Source organism: Rhizobium sp. Pop5 (genome assembly GCF_024721175.1).
In the GTDB taxonomy this organism is placed as follows: domain Bacteria; phylum Pseudomonadota; class Alphaproteobacteria; order Rhizobiales; family Rhizobiaceae; genus Rhizobium.
This window is the reverse complement of sequence record NZ_CP099399.1, coordinates 2,447,608-2,464,405: the sequence shown is the minus strand read 5'-3', so window position 1 is coordinate 2,464,405 and position 16,798 is coordinate 2,447,608. Positions and strand designations below refer to the sequence as shown.

The 16,798-nt window shown below is 62.2% G+C and carries 18 protein-coding genes; 7 read left to right on the top strand and 11 right to left on the bottom strand.

Annotated elements, in window-relative coordinates; all coding sequences use genetic code 11:
* Positions 1 to 21: 21 nt before the first annotated feature.
* The 5 genes from NE852_RS14490 to NE852_RS14470 all read right to left on the bottom strand — a co-directional run bounded on the left by NE852_RS14490 (position 22) and on the right by NE852_RS14470 (position 3,872).
* The gene (locus NE852_RS14490) at positions 22 to 420 is read right to left on the bottom strand and encodes a hypothetical protein (RefSeq protein WP_258155758.1); all 399 of its coding nucleotides are present in this window, start codon (positions 418 to 420) and stop codon (positions 22 to 24) included.
* Positions 421 to 507: 87 nt separating this feature from the next.
* Entirely contained in the window at positions 508 to 1,989 is a 1,482-nt protein-coding gene (locus NE852_RS14485; RefSeq protein ID WP_258155757.1) for a mechanosensitive ion channel family protein, read from the bottom strand.
* Positions 1,990 to 2,083: 94 nt separating this feature from the next.
* Complete coding sequence (locus NE852_RS14480; protein ID WP_008533523.1) at positions 2,084 to 2,500, bottom strand: cupin domain-containing protein; 417 nt, start codon at positions 2,498 to 2,500, stop codon at positions 2,084 to 2,086.
* A 67-nt stretch (positions 2,501 to 2,567) separates the two neighbouring features.
* On the bottom strand, positions 2,568 to 3,323 hold the full coding sequence (locus NE852_RS14475) for an SDR family oxidoreductase (protein WP_008533524.1): 756 nt from the start codon (positions 3,321 to 3,323) through the stop codon (positions 2,568 to 2,570).
* A 69-nt stretch (positions 3,324 to 3,392) separates the two neighbouring features.
* Positions 3,393 to 3,872 (bottom strand): carboxymuconolactone decarboxylase family protein, encoded by a 480-nt coding sequence (locus tag NE852_RS14470; RefSeq protein ID WP_008533525.1) that lies wholly within the window; start codon positions 3,870 to 3,872, stop codon positions 3,393 to 3,395.
* 132 nt (positions 3,873 to 4,004) lie between these two features.
* Between NE852_RS14470 and NE852_RS14465 the strand changes: the two genes are divergently transcribed.
* Positions 4,005 to 4,931: a LysR family transcriptional regulator gene (locus NE852_RS14465; RefSeq protein ID WP_008533526.1), complete on the top strand. Its 927-nt coding sequence runs from the start codon at positions 4,005 to 4,007 to the stop codon at positions 4,929 to 4,931.
* Positions 4,932 to 5,031: 100 nt separating this feature from the next.
* Positions 5,032 to 6,159 (top strand): ATP-dependent RecD-like DNA helicase, encoded by a 1,128-nt coding sequence (locus NE852_RS14460; protein ID WP_258155756.1) that lies wholly within the window; start codon positions 5,032 to 5,034, stop codon positions 6,157 to 6,159.
* A gap of 61 nt (positions 6,160 to 6,220) precedes the next feature.
* Here the strand turns inward: NE852_RS14460 and NE852_RS14455 are convergent, their stop codons facing one another.
* Positions 6,221 to 6,913: a MerR family transcriptional regulator gene (locus tag NE852_RS14455; protein ID WP_258155755.1), complete on the bottom strand. Its 693-nt coding sequence runs from the start codon at positions 6,911 to 6,913 to the stop codon at positions 6,221 to 6,223.
* A gap of 438 nt (positions 6,914 to 7,351) precedes the next feature.
* Between NE852_RS14455 and NE852_RS14450 the strand changes: the two genes are divergently transcribed.
* The gene (locus NE852_RS14450; RefSeq protein ID WP_258155754.1) at positions 7,352 to 8,104 is read left to right on the top strand and encodes a pyridoxine 5'-phosphate synthase; all 753 of its coding nucleotides are present in this window, start codon (positions 7,352 to 7,354) and stop codon (positions 8,102 to 8,104) included.
* A gap of 340 nt (positions 8,105 to 8,444) precedes the next feature.
* Here NE852_RS14450 and NE852_RS14445 read toward each other — a convergent pair whose 3' ends face one another.
* Positions 8,445 to 9,353, bottom strand: a complete 909-nt coding sequence (locus tag NE852_RS14445) for an SDR family oxidoreductase (protein ID WP_008533533.1) — start codon at positions 9,351 to 9,353, stop codon at positions 8,445 to 8,447.
* Between the two features lie 124 nt (positions 9,354 to 9,477).
* Here NE852_RS14445 and NE852_RS14440 point away from each other — a divergent pair, with 124 nt between their 5' ends.
* Positions 9,478 to 9,894, top strand: coding sequence for a helix-turn-helix domain-containing protein (locus tag NE852_RS14440; protein ID WP_008533534.1), 417 nt, complete (start codon positions 9,478 to 9,480; stop codon positions 9,892 to 9,894).
* Positions 9,895 to 9,896: 2 nt separating this feature from the next.
* Here NE852_RS14440 and NE852_RS14435 read toward each other — a convergent pair whose 3' ends face one another.
* The 4 genes from NE852_RS14435 to NE852_RS14420 form a co-directional block, all read right to left on the bottom strand.
* Positions 9,897 to 11,105 carry an MFS transporter gene (locus NE852_RS14435; protein WP_258155753.1) on the bottom strand — a complete coding sequence of 403 codons (1,209 nt, stop codon included), beginning with the start codon at positions 11,103 to 11,105 and terminating at the stop codon, positions 9,897 to 9,899.
* A 109-nt stretch (positions 11,106 to 11,214) separates the two neighbouring features.
* Positions 11,215 to 11,838, bottom strand: a complete 624-nt coding sequence (locus NE852_RS14430; protein WP_008533538.1) for a TetR/AcrR family transcriptional regulator — start codon at positions 11,836 to 11,838, stop codon at positions 11,215 to 11,217.
* Between the two features lie 68 nt (positions 11,839 to 11,906).
* Positions 11,907 to 12,824, bottom strand: coding sequence for a helix-turn-helix domain-containing GNAT family N-acetyltransferase (locus tag NE852_RS14425; RefSeq protein WP_008533540.1), 918 nt, complete (start codon positions 12,822 to 12,824; stop codon positions 11,907 to 11,909).
* 264 nt (positions 12,825 to 13,088) lie between these two features.
* Positions 13,089 to 13,808 (bottom strand): aspartate/glutamate racemase family protein, encoded by a 720-nt coding sequence (locus NE852_RS14420; protein ID WP_258155752.1) that lies wholly within the window; start codon positions 13,806 to 13,808, stop codon positions 13,089 to 13,091.
* Between the two features lie 143 nt (positions 13,809 to 13,951).
* On the opposite strand from NE852_RS14420, the gene NE852_RS14415 reads away from it, so the two are divergent.
* The 3 genes from NE852_RS14415 (at position 13,952) to NE852_RS14405 (ending at position 16,721) form a co-directional block, all read left to right on the top strand.
* Positions 13,952 to 14,416, top strand: coding sequence for an Lrp/AsnC family transcriptional regulator (locus NE852_RS14415; protein ID WP_037174608.1), 465 nt, complete (start codon positions 13,952 to 13,954; stop codon positions 14,414 to 14,416).
* 195 nt (positions 14,417 to 14,611) lie between these two features.
* The gene (locus NE852_RS14410) at positions 14,612 to 15,175 is read left to right on the top strand and encodes a BA14K family protein (RefSeq protein WP_258155751.1); all 564 of its coding nucleotides are present in this window, start codon (positions 14,612 to 14,614) and stop codon (positions 15,173 to 15,175) included.
* 280 nt (positions 15,176 to 15,455) lie between these two features.
* Positions 15,456 to 16,721: an NAD(P)/FAD-dependent oxidoreductase gene (locus NE852_RS14405; RefSeq protein WP_008533545.1), complete on the top strand. Its 1,266-nt coding sequence runs from the start codon at positions 15,456 to 15,458 to the stop codon at positions 16,719 to 16,721.
* Positions 16,722 to 16,798: the final 77 nt, after the last annotated feature.

Sequence of the window (16,798 nt, the reverse complement as noted above, 5' to 3'; positions counted from 1 at the left end):
GGGCGCCGATGCATCAGTGTTTCAGCGCATGTCCGTTGTCTTGCCGGCTTCTTCCCGCACTCTGTGCGCGATGCTTTTGCAATAGGCCCGCAGCTTTCTTAGGCTTTTTATTACCGCAACCGTCAACGACACGAAGAGCGATTCCAGAGCGAAGCGTATCGGCTTCCTAAAGATCACCAGAATCACGAGCAGGACTAAAACCGCTGCTGCGATGCCGCCCGCGACGACACGGTCGTGGAACTGCTCGGCTCGAACCTCTTCTGCCCATGCGTTCTCTTGCACCAGGCATTCTCGGAGGAGTTGTTGCTTGTCCGCTGGCTTCCCGGTCTTACCTTCCGAGACGCGGGCGAGATAATCGATGTAGCTGCTTCCGCAATGGGTATTTATCAAAAAATCTGACGGCTTCACCGCGTCCGGCATGCTCAATGTGCTCCCAAGAATATGCCAGAGATTGCACGAAATAGTAGAATATTCCAGTGGTTTCGCCGCTGGCGGCGGCCTCTCGCACTACGGCCTGAAGATGGTTCTGATGGTTTTCAGGATGGCGTGGGCGCTGCGGGCATGTTCCGGCGGCAGGGCCGCGCCGTCGCGGAAGCGCTCGGCGCGGCCGGCGAGGACTTCGGCAATTTCCTGGGCCAGCGGCGGACGCTCCGTCAGCAGCGGCGCGAAGGCTTCCTGGTCGATTTCATAGACCGTCACCGGGGTCAGGGCCTCGAGCGTGCAGACTTCCTGCATGCCGGCGAGCAGGCCTGTCTCGCCGAAAAAATCACCCGGTGCCAGCCGCCCGCGCTCCTCGTCGCCGCGCCGCGCGGCGATGGTGCCGGCGCGCACCATCATCAGCGAGGGCAGCATTTCAGCCTCCCGCACGATCACGTCGCCCTTGCGGAACTGCCGGACAGCGGTGGTTTCGGCGAGCTTTGCCTTTTCATCTGATGTCAGCGTCGCAAAGACCGGAATGGCGTCGATCAGCGCAAGCGGCGTCACGCTCGGCGGCTGCGCGTTTTCTTCCGTCGGCAGTTCTGATGTCAGCACCGTCGCCGCCGGCGGAATGGCCAGCAGCAGGCCGGCCGATTTGCAGTGGCGATAGACGAGATCGAGCACCTCGTTTCTTGCGGAGATGCGTTGGCTCGGGCTCGAGACCCGGAACTGCAGCTCGATTTCGAGCGACGTCGCATCCAGCCCCTTCAGCGCGACCACCGGCGGCGGCTCACGAACGATGGAATTGCAGCTCGTGAGCGCCGTCAACATGATCTCTCGTATCGACGCCGGCATGCGCGTCGGGGCGATGTGGATGGGCAGGGTCTGCAAATGGGTTTCATCCGGCCGGCTGATATTCGTCAGAGCGAGCTTTGCCAGAAAGCTGTTCGGCAGCACAATGACATTGTGCGCGCCGGTCAGGATGTGGGTCGCGCGCCAGTTGCTTTCGACGACGCGCCCTTCGGTGCCGTCGCTCAAAAGGATCCAGTCGCCGATGACATAGGGCCGGCCGAGGGTCAGTGCGATGCCGGAGAAGACGTCGGCGAGCGTGCTCTGAAGCGCGAGGCCGAGGATGATCGCGACCACGCCCGAAGTGGCGACCAGCGTTCCGATCGGCACGCCGAAGACGAAAGCCAGGATCGACAGCGCCATGCCGATATAGACGACGCCGACGACGAGATCCTGGAGCAGGCGGGCCTCCCGCGGGTTGCCCTCCAGCACCAGATAGAGCCTGATGAAGCCGATGACGGCCCATGCCAGATGGACCCACCAGAGCGATTTCGCCAGGACGACGAGCAAGGCCTGCGGGTCCTCGGACTGATATCCCTGAAACCGGTGGGGTTCGATGCCGCTGCCGACGATGATGAGCGTCATCATGCCAAAGAAGAGGATCTGCACCACCAGCCGCGTCGTGGGCCGCTGGCGGGAGAGGAGGAACCAGACGACGATACCGGCAAAGCCGACGGTAACGAGGGATATCAAAGGCTTGCCGAAGAGTACGTCGTGAATCATCTATCAGTCTCCGGGATGGCAGGCGGCACATGATTCAGCATGTCGGCCGCCCGCGCAAGCATCGAAGCTTCGCGCGGGCGGCATGATCGGACCGTTACTTCTTCAGCGGGAAGGTGAGCTCTTTCTGCTTGGTGTCGACGACGAAGACGGCGAGCAGTCGGGCAGGCTTGGTATCGCTGCCGTTGGCGCTGACGCCGTGGCGGTCGCCCGGCATTTCGGAGAAGCTCTCTCCGGCCTGATAGACCTTGACCGGGCCGTCGTTGACCTGGCTGCGGATCGATCCTTCCAGCACGGTGGCGTAGATGAAGGCCGAGTCGGGATGGGTGTGGCCGTCGGAAAAGCCGCCCGGACCGTATTCGACGAGTACGCCCTTGATGCTCTTGCCCGGCACATTCGGAAGTTCGTGCTCATAGACGAGCGTGACATTGGCAGCCTTGCTGCTGTCATGCGCGCCGGCGCCGGTGGCGGCCAGAAAGGCGAGGGCGGCGGCGAGGAATGATTTTCTGATCATCGGAATCTCCATGGATTCTGGGTTGGGAAGGAGGCGGCCGAGCGGCCGCGTCCTGAGGGCAGGCCGGTCACTTCGGTTGCGCGGACGTTGCGAACCATTGCTCGAAGGTGATCGAGCCGAGCCGCGGATTGGCGTCGGAGACGAGCGACTCGTCGTTGAGCCTTGCGCCGAAGTATTTCGCTTCGGCATCGGCCTTGACGGTGCGCGGGTCTTTCATCGCCTGGAGATAGCGGGCGACGAGTTCGCTGAGGCGCGCCCGTTCCGGGCCTGATATCTCGACCGTCGCATTAGCGGGGGCGGAAAGAGCTACGTCCGCCATGGCGTCGGCGACGTCGTCGGAGGCGATCGGCTGCACATAGGCCGGCGACAGGTGGACCGTCTGGCCGACGGTGCCGGATTGGGCTATGCCGTTCAGGAATTCCATGAACTGCGTCGAATGCACGATCGTATAGGGAATGCCCGACGCCTTGATCAGCTTTTCCTGGGCAAGCTTGCCGCGGAAATAGCCGCTCTCCTGCAGGCGCTCGGTGCCGACGACGGAGAGCGCGATATGGTGCTTCACGCCGGCGGTCTTTTCGGCGGCGAGAAGGTTGCGTCCCGAGGTTTCGAAGAATTCGAGCACCGCCTTGTCCTCGAAGGAGGGCGAATTGGCAAGGTCGAGGACTACTTCGGCGCCTGCGAGCGCTTCGGCCAATCCTTCTCCCGTGATCGTGTTGACGCCTGAGTTCGGCGAGGCGGCAATCACCTCATGCCCGCGCTTGCGCAGGCGTTCGACAGTCTTTGAACCGATGAGGCCGGTTCCGCCGATGACAACGATTTTCATGACAGATCTCCATTCGCTGCCGGATGCCCGGCAGCGTCAAAGTTGAATCTTCTCAATGAATTGTGAGAGTTAGTTCAGGCCTGCCTTATCGAGGCCGTAAGCCTTGTCGGCCGAGCCGGGCACCGCCTTGAAGCCGACATTGACGCGGTTCCAGGCGTTGATCGCCATGACGACGAAGGTCAGGTCCGAGATTTCCTTCTCCGAAAGCTGGCCGCGAACCCGTTCATAGATCTCATCGGGAATGCCGCCTTCCGGCAGCTTCGTCAGGGCTTCGGTCCAGGCAAGGGCGGCGCGCTCGCGGGGGACGAACAGGTTCGATTCCCGCCAGATGGCGACGTGATGGAGCCGCAATTCGCTTTCGCCGAAAATCTTCGCCTGCTTCACATGCATGTCGAGGCAAAAGCCGCATCCGTTGATCTGCGAAGCGCGGATCTCGATGAGGGCCTGAAGCTTTTCGTCGATCACGCTGCTCTTCAGCGCCATGCTGAATTCCATGAACTTCTTGAAAAGCTCGGGGGACTGCTGGGCGTAGTTCAATCGCTGGGTCATGTCGTCTCTCCTTTAATTAAGGACATCTGATATCCTTATGGATAAAAGATATCCGTAATTGCTGGACTGTAAAGCCATTCCGGCCTAGTCAGGCTGCATAAAGCCTATGCGCAAAAGTATGAGGGGGCAGGGATGGATATCGTTTCGGCATTGCGGACGTTTCAGCGTGTCGCGGAGGCGGGCTCGTTTTCGGCGGCGGCGCATGATCTCGAGGTGACGCAGCCGGCGGTTTCGCGCCAGGTCGCGGCCCTTGAAAGCCATTTCAAAACGCGGCTGCTGCATCGCACGACAAGCGGCCTGTCGCTGACGGCGGAAGGGGAACGGATGATGCCGATGGCGTTGCGGATTCTCGAAGCGGTGGAAGAGCTGGGTGAGGCTGCCGGATCGGGCGGCGTCGTGGCCTCGGGAAAGGTCAGGCTCAGCGTTCCCGCGCCGCTCGGCCTTTATCTCAGCGAGCGGCTCGGCGATCTTCTCGCCGCCCATCCGAAGCTCTCGGTGGAGCTCATCTTCAGCGAGCAAAGCTCCGATATGATCGAGGAGCGCCTGGATCTCGAGGTGCGTTTGGGTTCGGTCGCAGACAGCAGCCTCGTCTGCCGGCGGATCGGTTGGACGACGGCTTTCCTTGTGGCGTCACCCGCCTACCTCGCGCGCAAGGCGGCGCCACGCCAGCCGAGGGACATCAAGGACCATGAGTGCCTGTGCTATAGCAGGGCGGGCGAGGCCAATGCATGGTCGTTCTCGAACGGTTCGGAAGACATATCCGTTCGGGTGTCGCCGCGAATGACCGCATGCAGCGCGGTTGCCATTCACCGGGCAGCGCTTGCTGGCGCCGGCCTTGCGGTGCTTTCCCATATCATCGCCGTGCCCGATATCGTCGCCGGCCGGCTGATCCCGGTCATGGAGAATTATCAGCCGAGCCGACTGCCGATCACCGTCGTCTATCCCTCCAGACGCAACATGGCGCTCCGCGTCAAGACGGTCCTGGATTTCCTGACCGAAACGATCGGGCAGGATCCGTCGATGTGCGCGAGTGGTGCGGATCGCCGGTGGGATGGATGATTGTCGGCCGGATGGGGTGGCGGCATCTTGCGGCGATCGTTCTGCCGCATCAGTTTCCGCCTTGCCTAAATCAGGCAGAATCCTGCCAAGTCCTGCGATCATGCAATTTGCGCCGCAACAAGACGAAGCCCTGAAGGCTGTTTCGAAATGGCTGAAGGAAGGGCGCTCGCCGCTCTTTCGCCTGTTCGGCTATGCCGGAACGGGAAAGACGACGCTTGCCAGGCATTTCGCCGAGAATGTCGACGGCGACGTCCTGTTTGCCGCCTTTACCGGCAAGGCCGCGCAGGTGCTGCGCTCGCGCGGCGCCTCCAACGCCAAGACGATCCATTCGCTGATCTACCGACCACGCGGCGAGGAGGCGGTGGAAGACGAGGAAACCGGCAAGACCTCGATCGCGCCGATGTTTTCGATCAACAGGCAGAGCCCGGTCGCCAAAGCGGCCCTGATCATCGTCGACGAATGTTCCATGGTGGACGAGGCGCTCGGCAAGGACCTGATGAGCTTCGGCACTCCGATCCTGGTGCTCGGCGATCCCGGCCAGCTGCCGCCGGTCAGCGGCGGCGGTTACTTCACCAACCAGGACCCGGACTATCTTCTGACCGATATCCATCGGCAGGCGCGTGACAATCCGATCATCAAGCTTGCCATGCAGGTGCGCGAAGGCAACGAGGTGATGTACGGCGATTACGGCACGGCCAAGGTGATCTCGAAGAACGAGGTGACGCAGGATCTCGTGATGAAGGCCGACCAGGTGCTGGTCGGCACCAACCGGACACGGCGCCGCTACAACCAGCGCCTGCGCGAATTGAAGGGCTTCAGCGCCGACTATCCACAGACCGGTGACAAACTCGTCTGCCTCCGCAACGATCCGGCCAAGGGCCTGCTCAACGGCTCGCTGTGGCAGGTGATGACCTCGTCCAAGGAAACGACGAAGCCCGGCATCAATCTCCTCGTGCGTCCCGAGGATGACGACATGGATCGCGGGGCGGCCAAGATCAAGCTGCTCAAGCAGGCCTTCGAGGATGTCGAAGGCGAGATCCCCTGGAACACGCGCAAGCGCTACGACGAATTCGACTACGGTTATGCCCTGACCGTTCACAAGGCGCAGGGTTCGCAGTGGAACGACGTCGTGCTCTTCGACGAGAGCTGGGCCTTTCGCGATACGCGGGAACGCTGGCTCTATACCGCGATCACGCGCGCGGCGGAGACGCTGACGATCGTGCGTTGATCCCGATCACGTCAGTGATGTGGCCGGCGAGAGGGAGACGGTGGCGGCCGTCGGGAATGCCCTAAGCTTGCACGATGCCGAGCAGAACGGCCTTGGCGATCGCCTGGAAGCGGTTGTTGGCGCGGAATTTCAGGATGATTCCGGCTTCGAGATCCTTGGTCTCGTCATGCTTCAGGTCGAGCGCGCGGGCGATTCGCTGGGTGGAATAACCCTCCGCCATCAGTTCCAGGCAGCGAAGCTCCCGCGGGCTTAGACTGGAGCTGTCCTGATTGTCGTTCAGCGGCGCCATCTCCGTGCCGCCGTCGAAATCCAGGAGGTCGCCGACCTGCTGGAGCTGGCGGTGCAGCGTCGACATCTCGGCCGTCAGCTCACGCTTGCGCACCTGCAGGGCCTCGCGAAACATTGTCTCGGCCGATTCCTGCAGATCGGCTTTGCGAAGCTCGTCCATCAGTTCCTGGATGACGGCGATCGGCATGCCCGTCTCGCGACAGACGGTGATGACGGCCATGCGCATCACGTCGTCCTGGCCGTAGACCCGCATCAGGCCGATGCGATTGGCGGAGATCAATCCCTTTTCTTCGTAGAAATGCAGTGTCCTGTGCGTAACGCCAAATGCGTTGGCCATATCGGCAATGGGCACGGGACCGTCTGGTAGATCCGGCGGCAGCGCAGCCGAAGGCAAAAACCGGTATTTCGACCGAGCCTCCGAAGCAATACCGGCGGTAGCAAACAGGCGTTTGGAACCGTCTGGCATGAACCCTCCTAGGGCACCTTGTTGCACCTCATGCGGTTTTGCCAGTTGCTTCCCGGGCGCGGCGAGTGGGGTTTCCTCTAGGCGTTCTTGTCATTGGGAAAGAAGCAGTACGCGGCCTACAAACGCGATACGATGTCCACGTTATGCGCGAACGGGTTTTTTTATAAGTGCTAAAAATAATCTCTTTTAAATGGGATAGCAACGCGACGGCCTAATTTACCGAGGCGTTAAGTGTGCTGCAGCAAAACAGCCACTGCATTGCGGCATCGGCCGGTTGTCTTTTAAGGCCACGAGAATTGCTATTTATAGTACTCGATCGTACGGTAATTTTCGCCCATCAGCGATCGGCATTGCATCCATCTGCGAATCTCGTTGGTCATCGCACGGTACTTGGCTTACAAGCAGAGCCTCTCGTTTCGTGACCGATGGATGCCAGCCATGCCCGCCAAGCTCTCCGTGAACCTCAACGCCGTCGCCATGCTGCGCAACCGGCGCGACCTGCCCTGGCCGAGCGTCGAAGGGCTCGGACGAATAGCGCTTGCCGCGGGCGCCAGCGGGCTGACGGTGCATCCGCGACCCGACCAGCGCCATATAAGATTTTCCGATTTGGCGGTTATCCGCAATCTTATCGATGACGAATTCCCCAAGGCCGAATTCAACATAGAGGGCTATCCCACCGAGGAATTCCTCGATCTCTGCGCCGGCGCCGCACCCGAGCAGGTGACGCTGGTGCCCGACGATCCCTCGCAGGCGACCTCCGATCACGGCTGGGATTTCCGCAAGCACCAGGCATTCCTGACCGATGTCATCGTGCGGCTGAAGGCGATGGGTTGCCGTGTCTCGCTGTTTGCCGATGGAGACGGCGACGCCGAAGCGGTCAAGATCGCCAAGGCTGTTGGAGCCGACCGGATCGAACTATATACCGGCCCCTATGGCGGCTGCTACGACGCACCGGAGCGCGCTGTCCCGATCCTCGAAGCGCTCGGGCAGACCGCGGACGCAGCGCTCGCGATCGGCCTCGCCGTCAATGCCGGCCATGATCTGACGGTCGCGAACCTGCCGCCGCTGCTGGAGCAGATCCCTGCTCTGGCCGAAGTCTCGATCGGCCATGGGCTCACTGCCGATGCGCTGGAATACGGCATGGCGGAAACGGTGCGGCGGTTCTGCCGGGCTTGCGGGCAGGCGGTTTGAGGAAGGTTGGTTCCTTTTAGGCCCTCATCACGTTTGCGATCCGTAACTTGATGAGTGGTGAAGAGAGTCTTTTGCGCCCAAGGACTTGGCGCGCTGGATTCCTGTGACAAGCACAGGAATGAGGTGGAGAGGCAGCGCTTCCCATGAATCGTTGTCGCAATGGCGACAGGAAATCTTGGTGAAGGCGCTCTATTTACCCTCCCTCATTCCTGTGCTCGTCACAGGAATCCAGCCACGGCGCGTCCGCGCCGTGAATGACTCACCTCACGTGATGAGATTTTCAGCATCCGGAATCGGAGTCCGCTCATCCCTGCGGCGAGCGCAGGGATGAGCGGAAGGCTCAATGGCCTCCGGCATTGCCCGAGGCAGTCAAAGCCGCCTTGTGCGCCAGGAAGAAATCCTTCAGCGACTGCGGCTGCCTGCCCGTCAGCTTGGTGAAATCCTCGGTGACGATCGCGAATTTGCCGGCGCGGGTGTTGGCGTCGGCGGAGACCAGCATGTCGGCGACGAAGCCGGGGAGGCCGGCGCCGCGCATACCCTGGCCGAGCTGTTCGTCATTGACGTCGACCACTTCGAGCGGCTTGCCGGCGGCTTCGGAGACGATGGCGGCGATCTGCCTGTTGGTCAGGAGTTCAGCGCCCGTCAGCGTATAGGAGGCGCTTTCGGAGGTGCCGGAGGCAAGGGCGGCTGCGATCGCCAGCGCGCAGTCGTCGCGCGAAATGGTCGAGATCTTGCCGTCGCCCGTGGCGCTGTACCATTTACCGCCCTGTAGGTTGTGCGGCATGCCGTGCAGGTAATTGTCGTGATACCAGGCGTCGCGGATGATCGTGTAAGCGAGGCCGCTTGCCTTGATGGCGTTTTCGCTGCCGAGGTGGTCAGGTGCGAAGGTGACGAGCGAATCGTCGGGCGCCGGCATCGAGGTATAGGCGACGTGCTTGACGCCTGCCTTGACGGCGGCGGCGACGGCGGCCTTGTGCTGGGTGAGACGCTTGCCAGGGGTGTCGAGTGCATCGGTGCTGATGATCAGCAGCCGGTCGACGCCGGCGAAAGCCTTCTCCAGGCCGGCCGCGTCATCGAAATCGGCCTTGCGGGTGACGACGCCCTTGCTTGCGAGATCGGCGAGCTTTTCGGGGCTGCGTGTTGCCGCGACGATGTTGCCGGGGGCGACCTTGTAGGTCTCGATGAGGTGGTGGATGACACGCTGGCCGAGCTGTCCGGCAGCGCCGGTGACCAGGATGGTTTCGCTCATGGGTCGTTTCCTTTTGCGTTGGGCAAGGTGGTCTCGAAAAGAGACTAACGCTAGAATAGGAATTGACTTCGCGGTGTAAAGGAGGCAGTTTTTCGGCTCTACGTTACCAAAAGGGAACCAGCAGATGAGCGGCGCGGTCCTCAGCCTGAAGAACAGAATGCCGGGGATGCGGCGCGAGATCGATCTTGCCGCTCTCGATTTTTCCAATTGCCCGGTTCGGGACATGATGCAGCAGATCGGCGGCAAATGGTCGACGCTGCTGCTCGAGGTGCTGGCGGCCGAGCCCCGTCGGTTCGGCGAGCTACGACGGATGCTCCCCGATATCTCGCAGCGCATGCTGACGCAGACGCTGCGCGACCTGCAGAGGGACGGTTATATCGCCCGCGAAGTCTTCCCGACAAAGCCGCCGAGCGTCGAATATTCGATGACCGATCTCGGCCGCTCGCTCTACCAGCCGCTGTCGCAGCTTCTGAACTGGGCGGAAGCGAACCATGAGGCGGTTCGCGCCGCCCGTTCGCGTTTCGATTCCGCCGAAGGTTAGGCTTATTTGCCGCGCCCCTCTGTCAGGAACAGCAGGAAGGCCAGCGCCGGGAAAGCAAAGCCGATCCAGGCGGTCATCGACCAGCCGCCGGTGGCATAGGCCCAGCCGCCGAGTGCCGAGCCGAGCGCGCCGCCGGCAAAGAAGGTCGCCATGAAGAGGCCGTTCAGCCGGCTGCGATGTTCCGGGTTCAGCCCATAGATGGCGCGCTGGCCGCAGACGAGATTGGTGGTTACCCCGAAATCGAGCATGATCGCCGCCGCCGTCAGAAGGATCAGGGCGGTAAGCGAGCCGTCGCCTGCGAAATGGCTGATCAGGAAGGAGGCCATGCCGAGCAGCATGGCGATCGTCGTGGCGATCCTGGTCATGCCGCGGTCGGCAAGCCGGCCGGCGATCGGCGAGGCGACGGCGCCGGCTGCACCCGCCAGCGCGAAGAGGGCGATGCCGTTCTGCGTCAGGCCGAAGGCCGGGCTTGCGAGCAGCAGGGGCGTCGTCGTCCAGAACAGGCTGAAGGCGCCGAACATGCCGGCCTGATAGAGGGCGCGGCGCTGCAGCACGCGCGAGGTCATCGCCAGATGGGCCATGGAGGCGAGCAGTTCGCCATAACGCAGCTTTGTCTTCGGAACGCGCACGGGCAGGTTGGCGCGCAAGACGATGGCGAGCACGATCATCAGCCCGGCGGTGAGGTAATAGACGACGTGCCAGGAGGAAGCCTCGGCGACGAAGCTTGCGAAGGGCCGCGCCAGCATGATGCCGGCGAGCAGGCCGCTCATGACATTGCCGACGACCTGGCCGCGTGTGGCATCGGGCGCCATGTTCGCGGCGAAGGGAACCAGCACCTGGACGGCGACCGAGGCGAGGCCGATGGAGAGCGAGGCAGTGAGGAAGGCGGCAGGCGTCGTTGACAGCGCTGCGCCGATCAGCGCGACGGCCGAGACTGATATCAGCAGCAACACCAGGCGGCGATTTTCCGTGAGGTCGCCGAGCGGCACGATCAGCAGCAGACCGAGGCCGTAGCCGATCTGCGTCAGGGTGACGATCAGACCGGTGGCGGCGGGTGTGAAGCCGAGATCGGCGCTGATCGGGCCGGCAAGCGGCTGGCCGTAATAGAGATTGGCGGCCACCAGCCCGCAGGCGGCGGCGAAAAGGAAGGTGAGCCAGGGCGATAGCCCTCTCGGAATGGCCTGTTCAGGCGTGGTGGCTGAAATGCTCATCGGAAACTCCGGTATTCGACGATTTGTGAAGATTGAATGCAAAAATACTGGCTGGGGCCACCCGATCCTTGACCGGATGCCGTTATCTTCGATTGCCTGGGGTCCGACCTCAGGTCACGAGCTTCATCGACGCTTCCGCCGCGGCGACCATCTCCTGCCTGCTGCGTCCTGTTTTGCCGATGACGCGCAAGCCCTTGGTGAAGCAAAGAAAGGCGAGGGCGGCGGCATCGGGGTCCACGGTCTGCGGAATGGTGCCGTCGGCCTGGCCGAGGCGGATGAGATCGGCCATCAGCTTCTCGTCGGCGGCAAAGGCCGTCGCGACGTTGGCGGCGGCTTCCTCGTCGAGCAGAGAGAAATCGTTGGCGCCGCCGACGACGAGGCAGCCTTTGCGGCCCACATCGCCATAGGAGTGCTCGGTATAATACATCACCATCTGGAAGACTTTTTCGCGGCCCGTTTCCGCAGACGCGATCATCGCTTCCAGACGCCGGCGGCCGAGCTGGCGGTAGCGCGCAAAGGCGGCAAGAAAGACGCCGCGCTTGTCCTTGAACGCCTTGTAGATGCTGCCCGAAGCGAGATCCATCGCCTCGGTCAGATCGTTGATCGAGGTGGCGTGGTAGCCGCGTTCGGAAAAGACCCGCAGGGACGCATCCAGGGCGGCGTCCATATCGAACTCGCGCGGACGGCCACGACTGCGGGCTTTTTCGTCTGAGGTGAGGTTGGTATCGGTCATAGCCCTAATTAGGGAATGATCGTTTCCAAATCAAGCGATATTTTTGCGACGCAACAATCGGAGCGGGATCAGAGGGTGAGAACCCAGTTCTGGCCGTTCGCCTCGGGGCCGAACATGCGATGTCTCTCCTCGGAGACAAGGCGGAAGCCTGCTTTGACGTAAATGGCGCGGGCGGTTTCCAGCATGTCGTTGGTCCAGAGCGAAAGCTCGCGGTAACCCTTCTGCCTGCAAAAGCGGATGCATTCGTCGACCAGCAGCTTGCCGAGCCCGAGACCGCGGGCCGATTTGTCGACATAGAGCAGCCGCAGCTTGGCGACGCCGTCGCCGCCATTGGTGACGAGGACCGAGCCGAGATTGATGCCGCCGCGCTCGGCAATCCAGCAATATTCGAGCGCCGGATCGAAATTGGCGAGGAATTTGCCGGCGACCTCGGCGACCAGTGCCTCGAAGCGCAGGTCCCAGCCATACTCCTCGGCGTAGAAGCGGCCCTGGCTCTGGACGATCCAGCCGATATCGCCGGCGCGATGGGGGCGGAGGATGGCCGGAGCCGGTTTTGCTGCCGGGTCGAGCAGGGCGCGGATCGTGCCCATGGCGCGGACCGCCGCCTCCGGCTCCCCGGCTACGAGAGTATCGAAACGGGCGGCGATCTGCGCATTGGCGCGCCGGCCGAGCTCCTCGAACTGTTCGCGTCCCCGATCGGTGACAGTGATGACCTGGCTGCGCAGATCCGCCGGATCGGGATTGGTCTCGATCAGCCCCTCGGCGCGGAAACGCTTGAGGATACGGCTGAGATAGGCGGGGTCGAGATGCAGGTCGCGCACGAGGCCGACGGCGCTGACGCCGTCGTGCGAGCCGATCTCGAAGAGGATGCGGGCGTCGGTCAGGGTGAAGGGCGAGTCGAGATAGGCCTTGTTGAGGAGGCCGAGGAAGTTCGTATAGAAGCGGTTGAAATCGCGGGCGGTTTCGATGAGCGGGATATCGGACATGGCAAAGGTCTCCAGGTGGAGACTCTGAGGCCTCCGGACGGAGATCTTTATCGGTCTGGCGACAAACGGCGCTCTTTACTCGGCGTTATCCTCGGCCTCGTGCCGAGGATCTGCTGCCCTATCGAACGGTTGCAGATGCTCGGGGCACAAGCCAGAGCATGACGAAAGAGAGGTGGCCGACTACGTCTACAAACGACGGAATCTCCGAACGAAGATATTCGTCATCTATTTAGTGGACTGAGTCAACTAAATTGTCGCTGCAATTCAGGCGGCTTCCTCTTCCGCTTCTTCTTCAGCCCCAAGCGCGAACTCCACCGCCGCGCGGGCATGGATCGTGGTCGTGTCGAAACCCGGCAGCGGCAGGCGATCGGGATCGAGGATCAGGCAGATCTCGGTGCAGCCGAGGATGATGCTATCGGCGCCTTTTTCCATGGCGCGGTCGATGATCGCGATCAGCTTCTCGCGCGAACTATTGTGCACCCTGCCGGCGCAGAGCTCGTTGAAGATGATGTCGTGCACGATGGTGCGGTCGGCAGCGTCCGGCACCATGATGTCGAGACCGAGGCCCTTCATGCGCTCGGCGTAGAAGCCGTGCTCCATCGTGTAGCGGGTGGCAAGCAGCAGCGGACGCTTGCGGCCGCTCGCATTCAGCGATTTCGCCGTCTCGTCGATGATGTGGATCAGCGGCACGGAGATCTTCTTCGCAACCTCGTCGGCGATCAGATGCATGGTGTTGGTGCAGATGAGGACGCAGCCGGCGCCGCCTACCTGCAGGCGCAGAGCCACATCGGCGAGGCGGCGGGCGGCCATGTCCCAGTCGCCGGCCTTCTGCAGCGCGACGATTTCCTCGAAATTGACCGAATGCAGGATCAGCTCGGCCGAGGCGAGGCCGCCTTTGCGGGCGCGCACCATCTCGTTGACCAGGCGATAGTAGACCGCCGAACTTTCGAAACTCATGCCACCGATCAGGCCGATCGTTTCCATCTCTTCATGCTCCCATGCTTCAACTGCTCAAATCATGCCGCAATCCCGGCGCGGCGTGTTTGCGTTGTTTGTCCCTAGTGCGGGATATGTGCTAGGACTTTGCGCGGTTTTCGGAATTCACGCAAAATCAGGGCGCAATGGACATGCTGGACGATCGCGACAGACGTATTCTCGACACGCTGCAGAAGGATGCAGGCATATCCGTGACCGATCTCGCCGAGCGCGTGGCGCTTTCGGTCTCGGCCTGCTCGCGGCGCATCCAGCGGCTGGAGGAGAGCGGCCATATCGCCCGGCGCATCGTCGTGCTCGACCGGGAAAAGATGGGCGTGCCGACGACGGTCTTCGCGCTGGTCAAGACGGCGCACCATTCCGACGAATGGACGGAAAGCTTCCGCCGGATCATCAGTGATATTCCCGAGATCGTCGAGGCGCACCGGCTGACCGGAAACCACGATTATATCCTGAAGATCGTACTGCCGCGCGTCGAGCATTACGACGTGATTTATAAGCAGATCGTGCGAAAGCTGGAACTCTTCGACGTTTCGGCATCGATTTCGATGGAAGAATTGAAACATGGAATGGCGGTACCTGTGGGGTATGTCCGGTGAACCGCGGATGAGCGTCTGGCACCCGACCTTGTCTGGAAAAGGCAAGGTTGGAATGCCACAGGAGCCGATAATCCTTGGCGCGCCATCGCTAGCGATTAATTTGTCTCTCTACGGAACGTTTTTCGACATATTACGTTCACCTTTGGTTCAGGAGGGGGTAAGGTATTTCCCCCCACTTGGAGGAGGAGAACGATCATGAGAAAGCTGACCGGTGCCGCGTTATGCTTGATCATAGGTGCCCCCGGCATCACGCCCGCTCAAGCGTTTCCGGCCATCAACCCACCCAGGATCGAAGCACCGGCGCGAATAGAGCAAGTGCAATGGCATGGCCATGGCGGCCACTGGGGTGGCGGTTATCATGGGGGCGGGTATTACGGAGGCGGGTATTACGGCCATCATCATGGTGGATCGGGCTGGGGCTGGGCCTTGGGTGGTCTGGCCGTCGGCACCATCATTGGCGGCGCATTGGCCCAGCCCTATTATGGCGGTTCTTATTACGGTTCGCCCTTCGCCTATTACGGCTCGCCTTACGGCTACTACGGTTCGCCCTACCGCTATTATGGTTCGCCGTACCGCTACTATGGCTCGGGGTACGGCTATTATGGCCGTCCCTATCGGGCCTACGCATCGTCTGCCTACTATGGCGGAGGCGGCAACCACGAGAACTGGTGCTATGCGCGTTATCGGTCGTACAGGGCGTTCGACAATACGTTCCAGCCCTATCACGGGCCGCGTCGCCAGTGCGTCGGTCCCTATTGATCGGCAGGTAACGCATCTGCGCCGTAAACTGGTTCCGGGCCGATCAGCGCCTTGCGACCCGTCCGAACGGCATGTCCATGCCGCAGCTCGACCGACGCTCGGCCTGGGCAGTTACATCTTGGCCTGACTTCCGCTCCATAAGCTTTGCCGCGCCGGATTGCAGCAGCATCCGGTAATCTCGACTGCGATCGGCGCAGGGGAGACATGCCGAAACGGCGGTTGCAACCTTTGCGGCGAAGGCCACATTGGCTTTCAGCGAAATGGCGCAAAGGGGCAGGTTATGGGCGATCATCATGTCGTCGTTGTCGGCGGCGGTTTCGGCGGGCTGCAGCTCGTCAACGGGTTGAAGGGCGCAGGCGTGAAGATCACGCTCGTCGACCGGCGTAACCATCATCTCTTCCAGCCGCTGCTCTATCAGGTCGCGACGACCATTCTCTCCACCTCGGAAATCGCCTGGCCGATCCGTCGCCTCTATGCCGACCGGCCCGACGTGACGGTGCTGCTCGGCGAGGTCACCGGCGTCGACAGCGGCGCAAAGACGGTTTCGTTACGCAACGGCATGACTCTCGGTTATGACACGCTGGTTCTGGCGACCGGGGCGACGCATGCCTATTTCGGCCGTGACGAATGGGAGCCGGTGGCGCCTGGCCTGAAGACGCTGGAGGATGCGACGACGATCCGACGGCGCGTGCTGCTCGCCTTCGAAAAGGCCGAGATGGAGGCCGATCCCGCCGTGCGCGATGCGCTTCTGACCTTCACCATCGTCGGCGCCGGGCCGACCGGCGTCGAGCTTGCCGGCATCATCGCCGAACTCGCGCATTTCACCCTGCCGAAGGAATTCCGCAACATCGACACGCGCAAGACCCGCGTCGTGCTTGTCGAGGCCGGCCCGCGCGTGCTGCCGACCTTCGCAGAGGAGCTTTCGGCCTATGCGCAAAAGGCGCTGGAGAAACTCGGTGTCGAGGTGCTTCTCGGCAAGCCGGTGACCGCGTGCAGCGCTGACGGCGTGCAGATCGGCGAGACCATCGTGCCGAGCCGGACGATCGTCTGGGCGGCGGGCGTCACCGCCTCGCCGGCGGCTCGCTGGCTTGAGGCGCCAGCCGACCGGGCAGGGCGCGTCGTCGTCGAAAAGGATCTGAGCGCGCCCGGCCTGCCCGACATCTTCGTCATCGGCGATACCGCCTCGGTTCTGCGCGAGAACGGCAAGCCGGTGCCGGGCATCGCGCCCGCCGCCAAGCAGCAGGGCGGCTACGTCGCCAAGGTCATCCGCGCGCGTCTCTCGGGCAAGCCGGCGCCGGCACCCTTCAAATATAGGCATCAGGGGAGCCTGGCGACGATCGGGAAGAGCGCGGCGATCATCGATTTCGGCCGGATCAAGCTCAAGGGCTGGATCGCCTGGTGGATCTGGGGCCTCGCTCATATCTACTTCCTGATAGGTACCCGATCGCGCTTCTCCGTCGCCTGGAGCTGGCTGTGGATCTATCTCAGCGGTCAGCATAGCGCCCGGCTCATTACGCAGCGGGAGACGATGCGGGAGGAGGGGTAGGCTTCGTCGGGTTAGGTTGGAAGACAGAGGAAGAGGGCGTGCCGTGGGGTCACCCCCTCTGCCCTGCCGGGCATCTC

Coding starts and splice junctions, on each gene's coding strand:
- NE852_RS14490 (WP_258155758.1), bottom strand. CDS start 420: ATGCCGGACGCGGTGAAGCCGTCAGATTTTTTGATAAATACCCATTGC.
- NE852_RS14485 (WP_258155757.1), bottom strand. CDS start 1,989: ATGATTCACGACGTACTCTTCGGCAAGCCTTTGATATCCCTCGTTACC.
- NE852_RS14480 (WP_008533523.1), bottom strand. CDS start 2,500: ATGATCAGAAAATCATTCCTCGCCGCCGCCCTCGCCTTTCTGGCCGCC.
- NE852_RS14475 (WP_008533524.1), bottom strand. CDS start 3,323: ATGAAAATCGTTGTCATCGGCGGAACCGGCCTCATCGGTTCAAAGACT.
- NE852_RS14470 (WP_008533525.1), bottom strand. CDS start 3,872: ATGACCCAGCGATTGAACTACGCCCAGCAGTCCCCCGAGCTTTTCAAG.
- NE852_RS14465 (WP_008533526.1), top strand. CDS start 4,005: ATGGATATCGTTTCGGCATTGCGGACGTTTCAGCGTGTCGCGGAGGCG.
- NE852_RS14460 (WP_258155756.1), top strand. CDS start 5,032: ATGCAATTTGCGCCGCAACAAGACGAAGCCCTGAAGGCTGTTTCGAAA.
- NE852_RS14455 (WP_258155755.1), bottom strand. CDS start 6,913: ATGCCAGACGGTTCCAAACGCCTGTTTGCTACCGCCGGTATTGCTTCG.
- NE852_RS14450 (WP_258155754.1), top strand. CDS start 7,352: ATGCCCGCCAAGCTCTCCGTGAACCTCAACGCCGTCGCCATGCTGCGC.
- NE852_RS14445 (WP_008533533.1), bottom strand. CDS start 9,353: ATGAGCGAAACCATCCTGGTCACCGGCGCTGCCGGACAGCTCGGCCAG.
- NE852_RS14440 (WP_008533534.1), top strand. CDS start 9,478: ATGAGCGGCGCGGTCCTCAGCCTGAAGAACAGAATGCCGGGGATGCGG.
- NE852_RS14435 (WP_258155753.1), bottom strand. CDS start 11,105: ATGAGCATTTCAGCCACCACGCCTGAACAGGCCATTCCGAGAGGGCTA.
- NE852_RS14430 (WP_008533538.1), bottom strand. CDS start 11,838: ATGACCGATACCAACCTCACCTCAGACGAAAAAGCCCGCAGTCGTGGC.
- NE852_RS14425 (WP_008533540.1), bottom strand. CDS start 12,824: ATGTCCGATATCCCGCTCATCGAAACCGCCCGCGATTTCAACCGCTTC.
- NE852_RS14420 (WP_258155752.1), bottom strand. CDS start 13,808: ATGGAAACGATCGGCCTGATCGGTGGCATGAGTTTCGAAAGTTCGGCG.
- NE852_RS14415 (WP_037174608.1), top strand. CDS start 13,952: ATGCTGGACGATCGCGACAGACGTATTCTCGACACGCTGCAGAAGGAT.
- NE852_RS14410 (WP_258155751.1), top strand. CDS start 14,612: ATGAGAAAGCTGACCGGTGCCGCGTTATGCTTGATCATAGGTGCCCCC.
- NE852_RS14405 (WP_008533545.1), top strand. CDS start 15,456: ATGGGCGATCATCATGTCGTCGTTGTCGGCGGCGGTTTCGGCGGGCTG.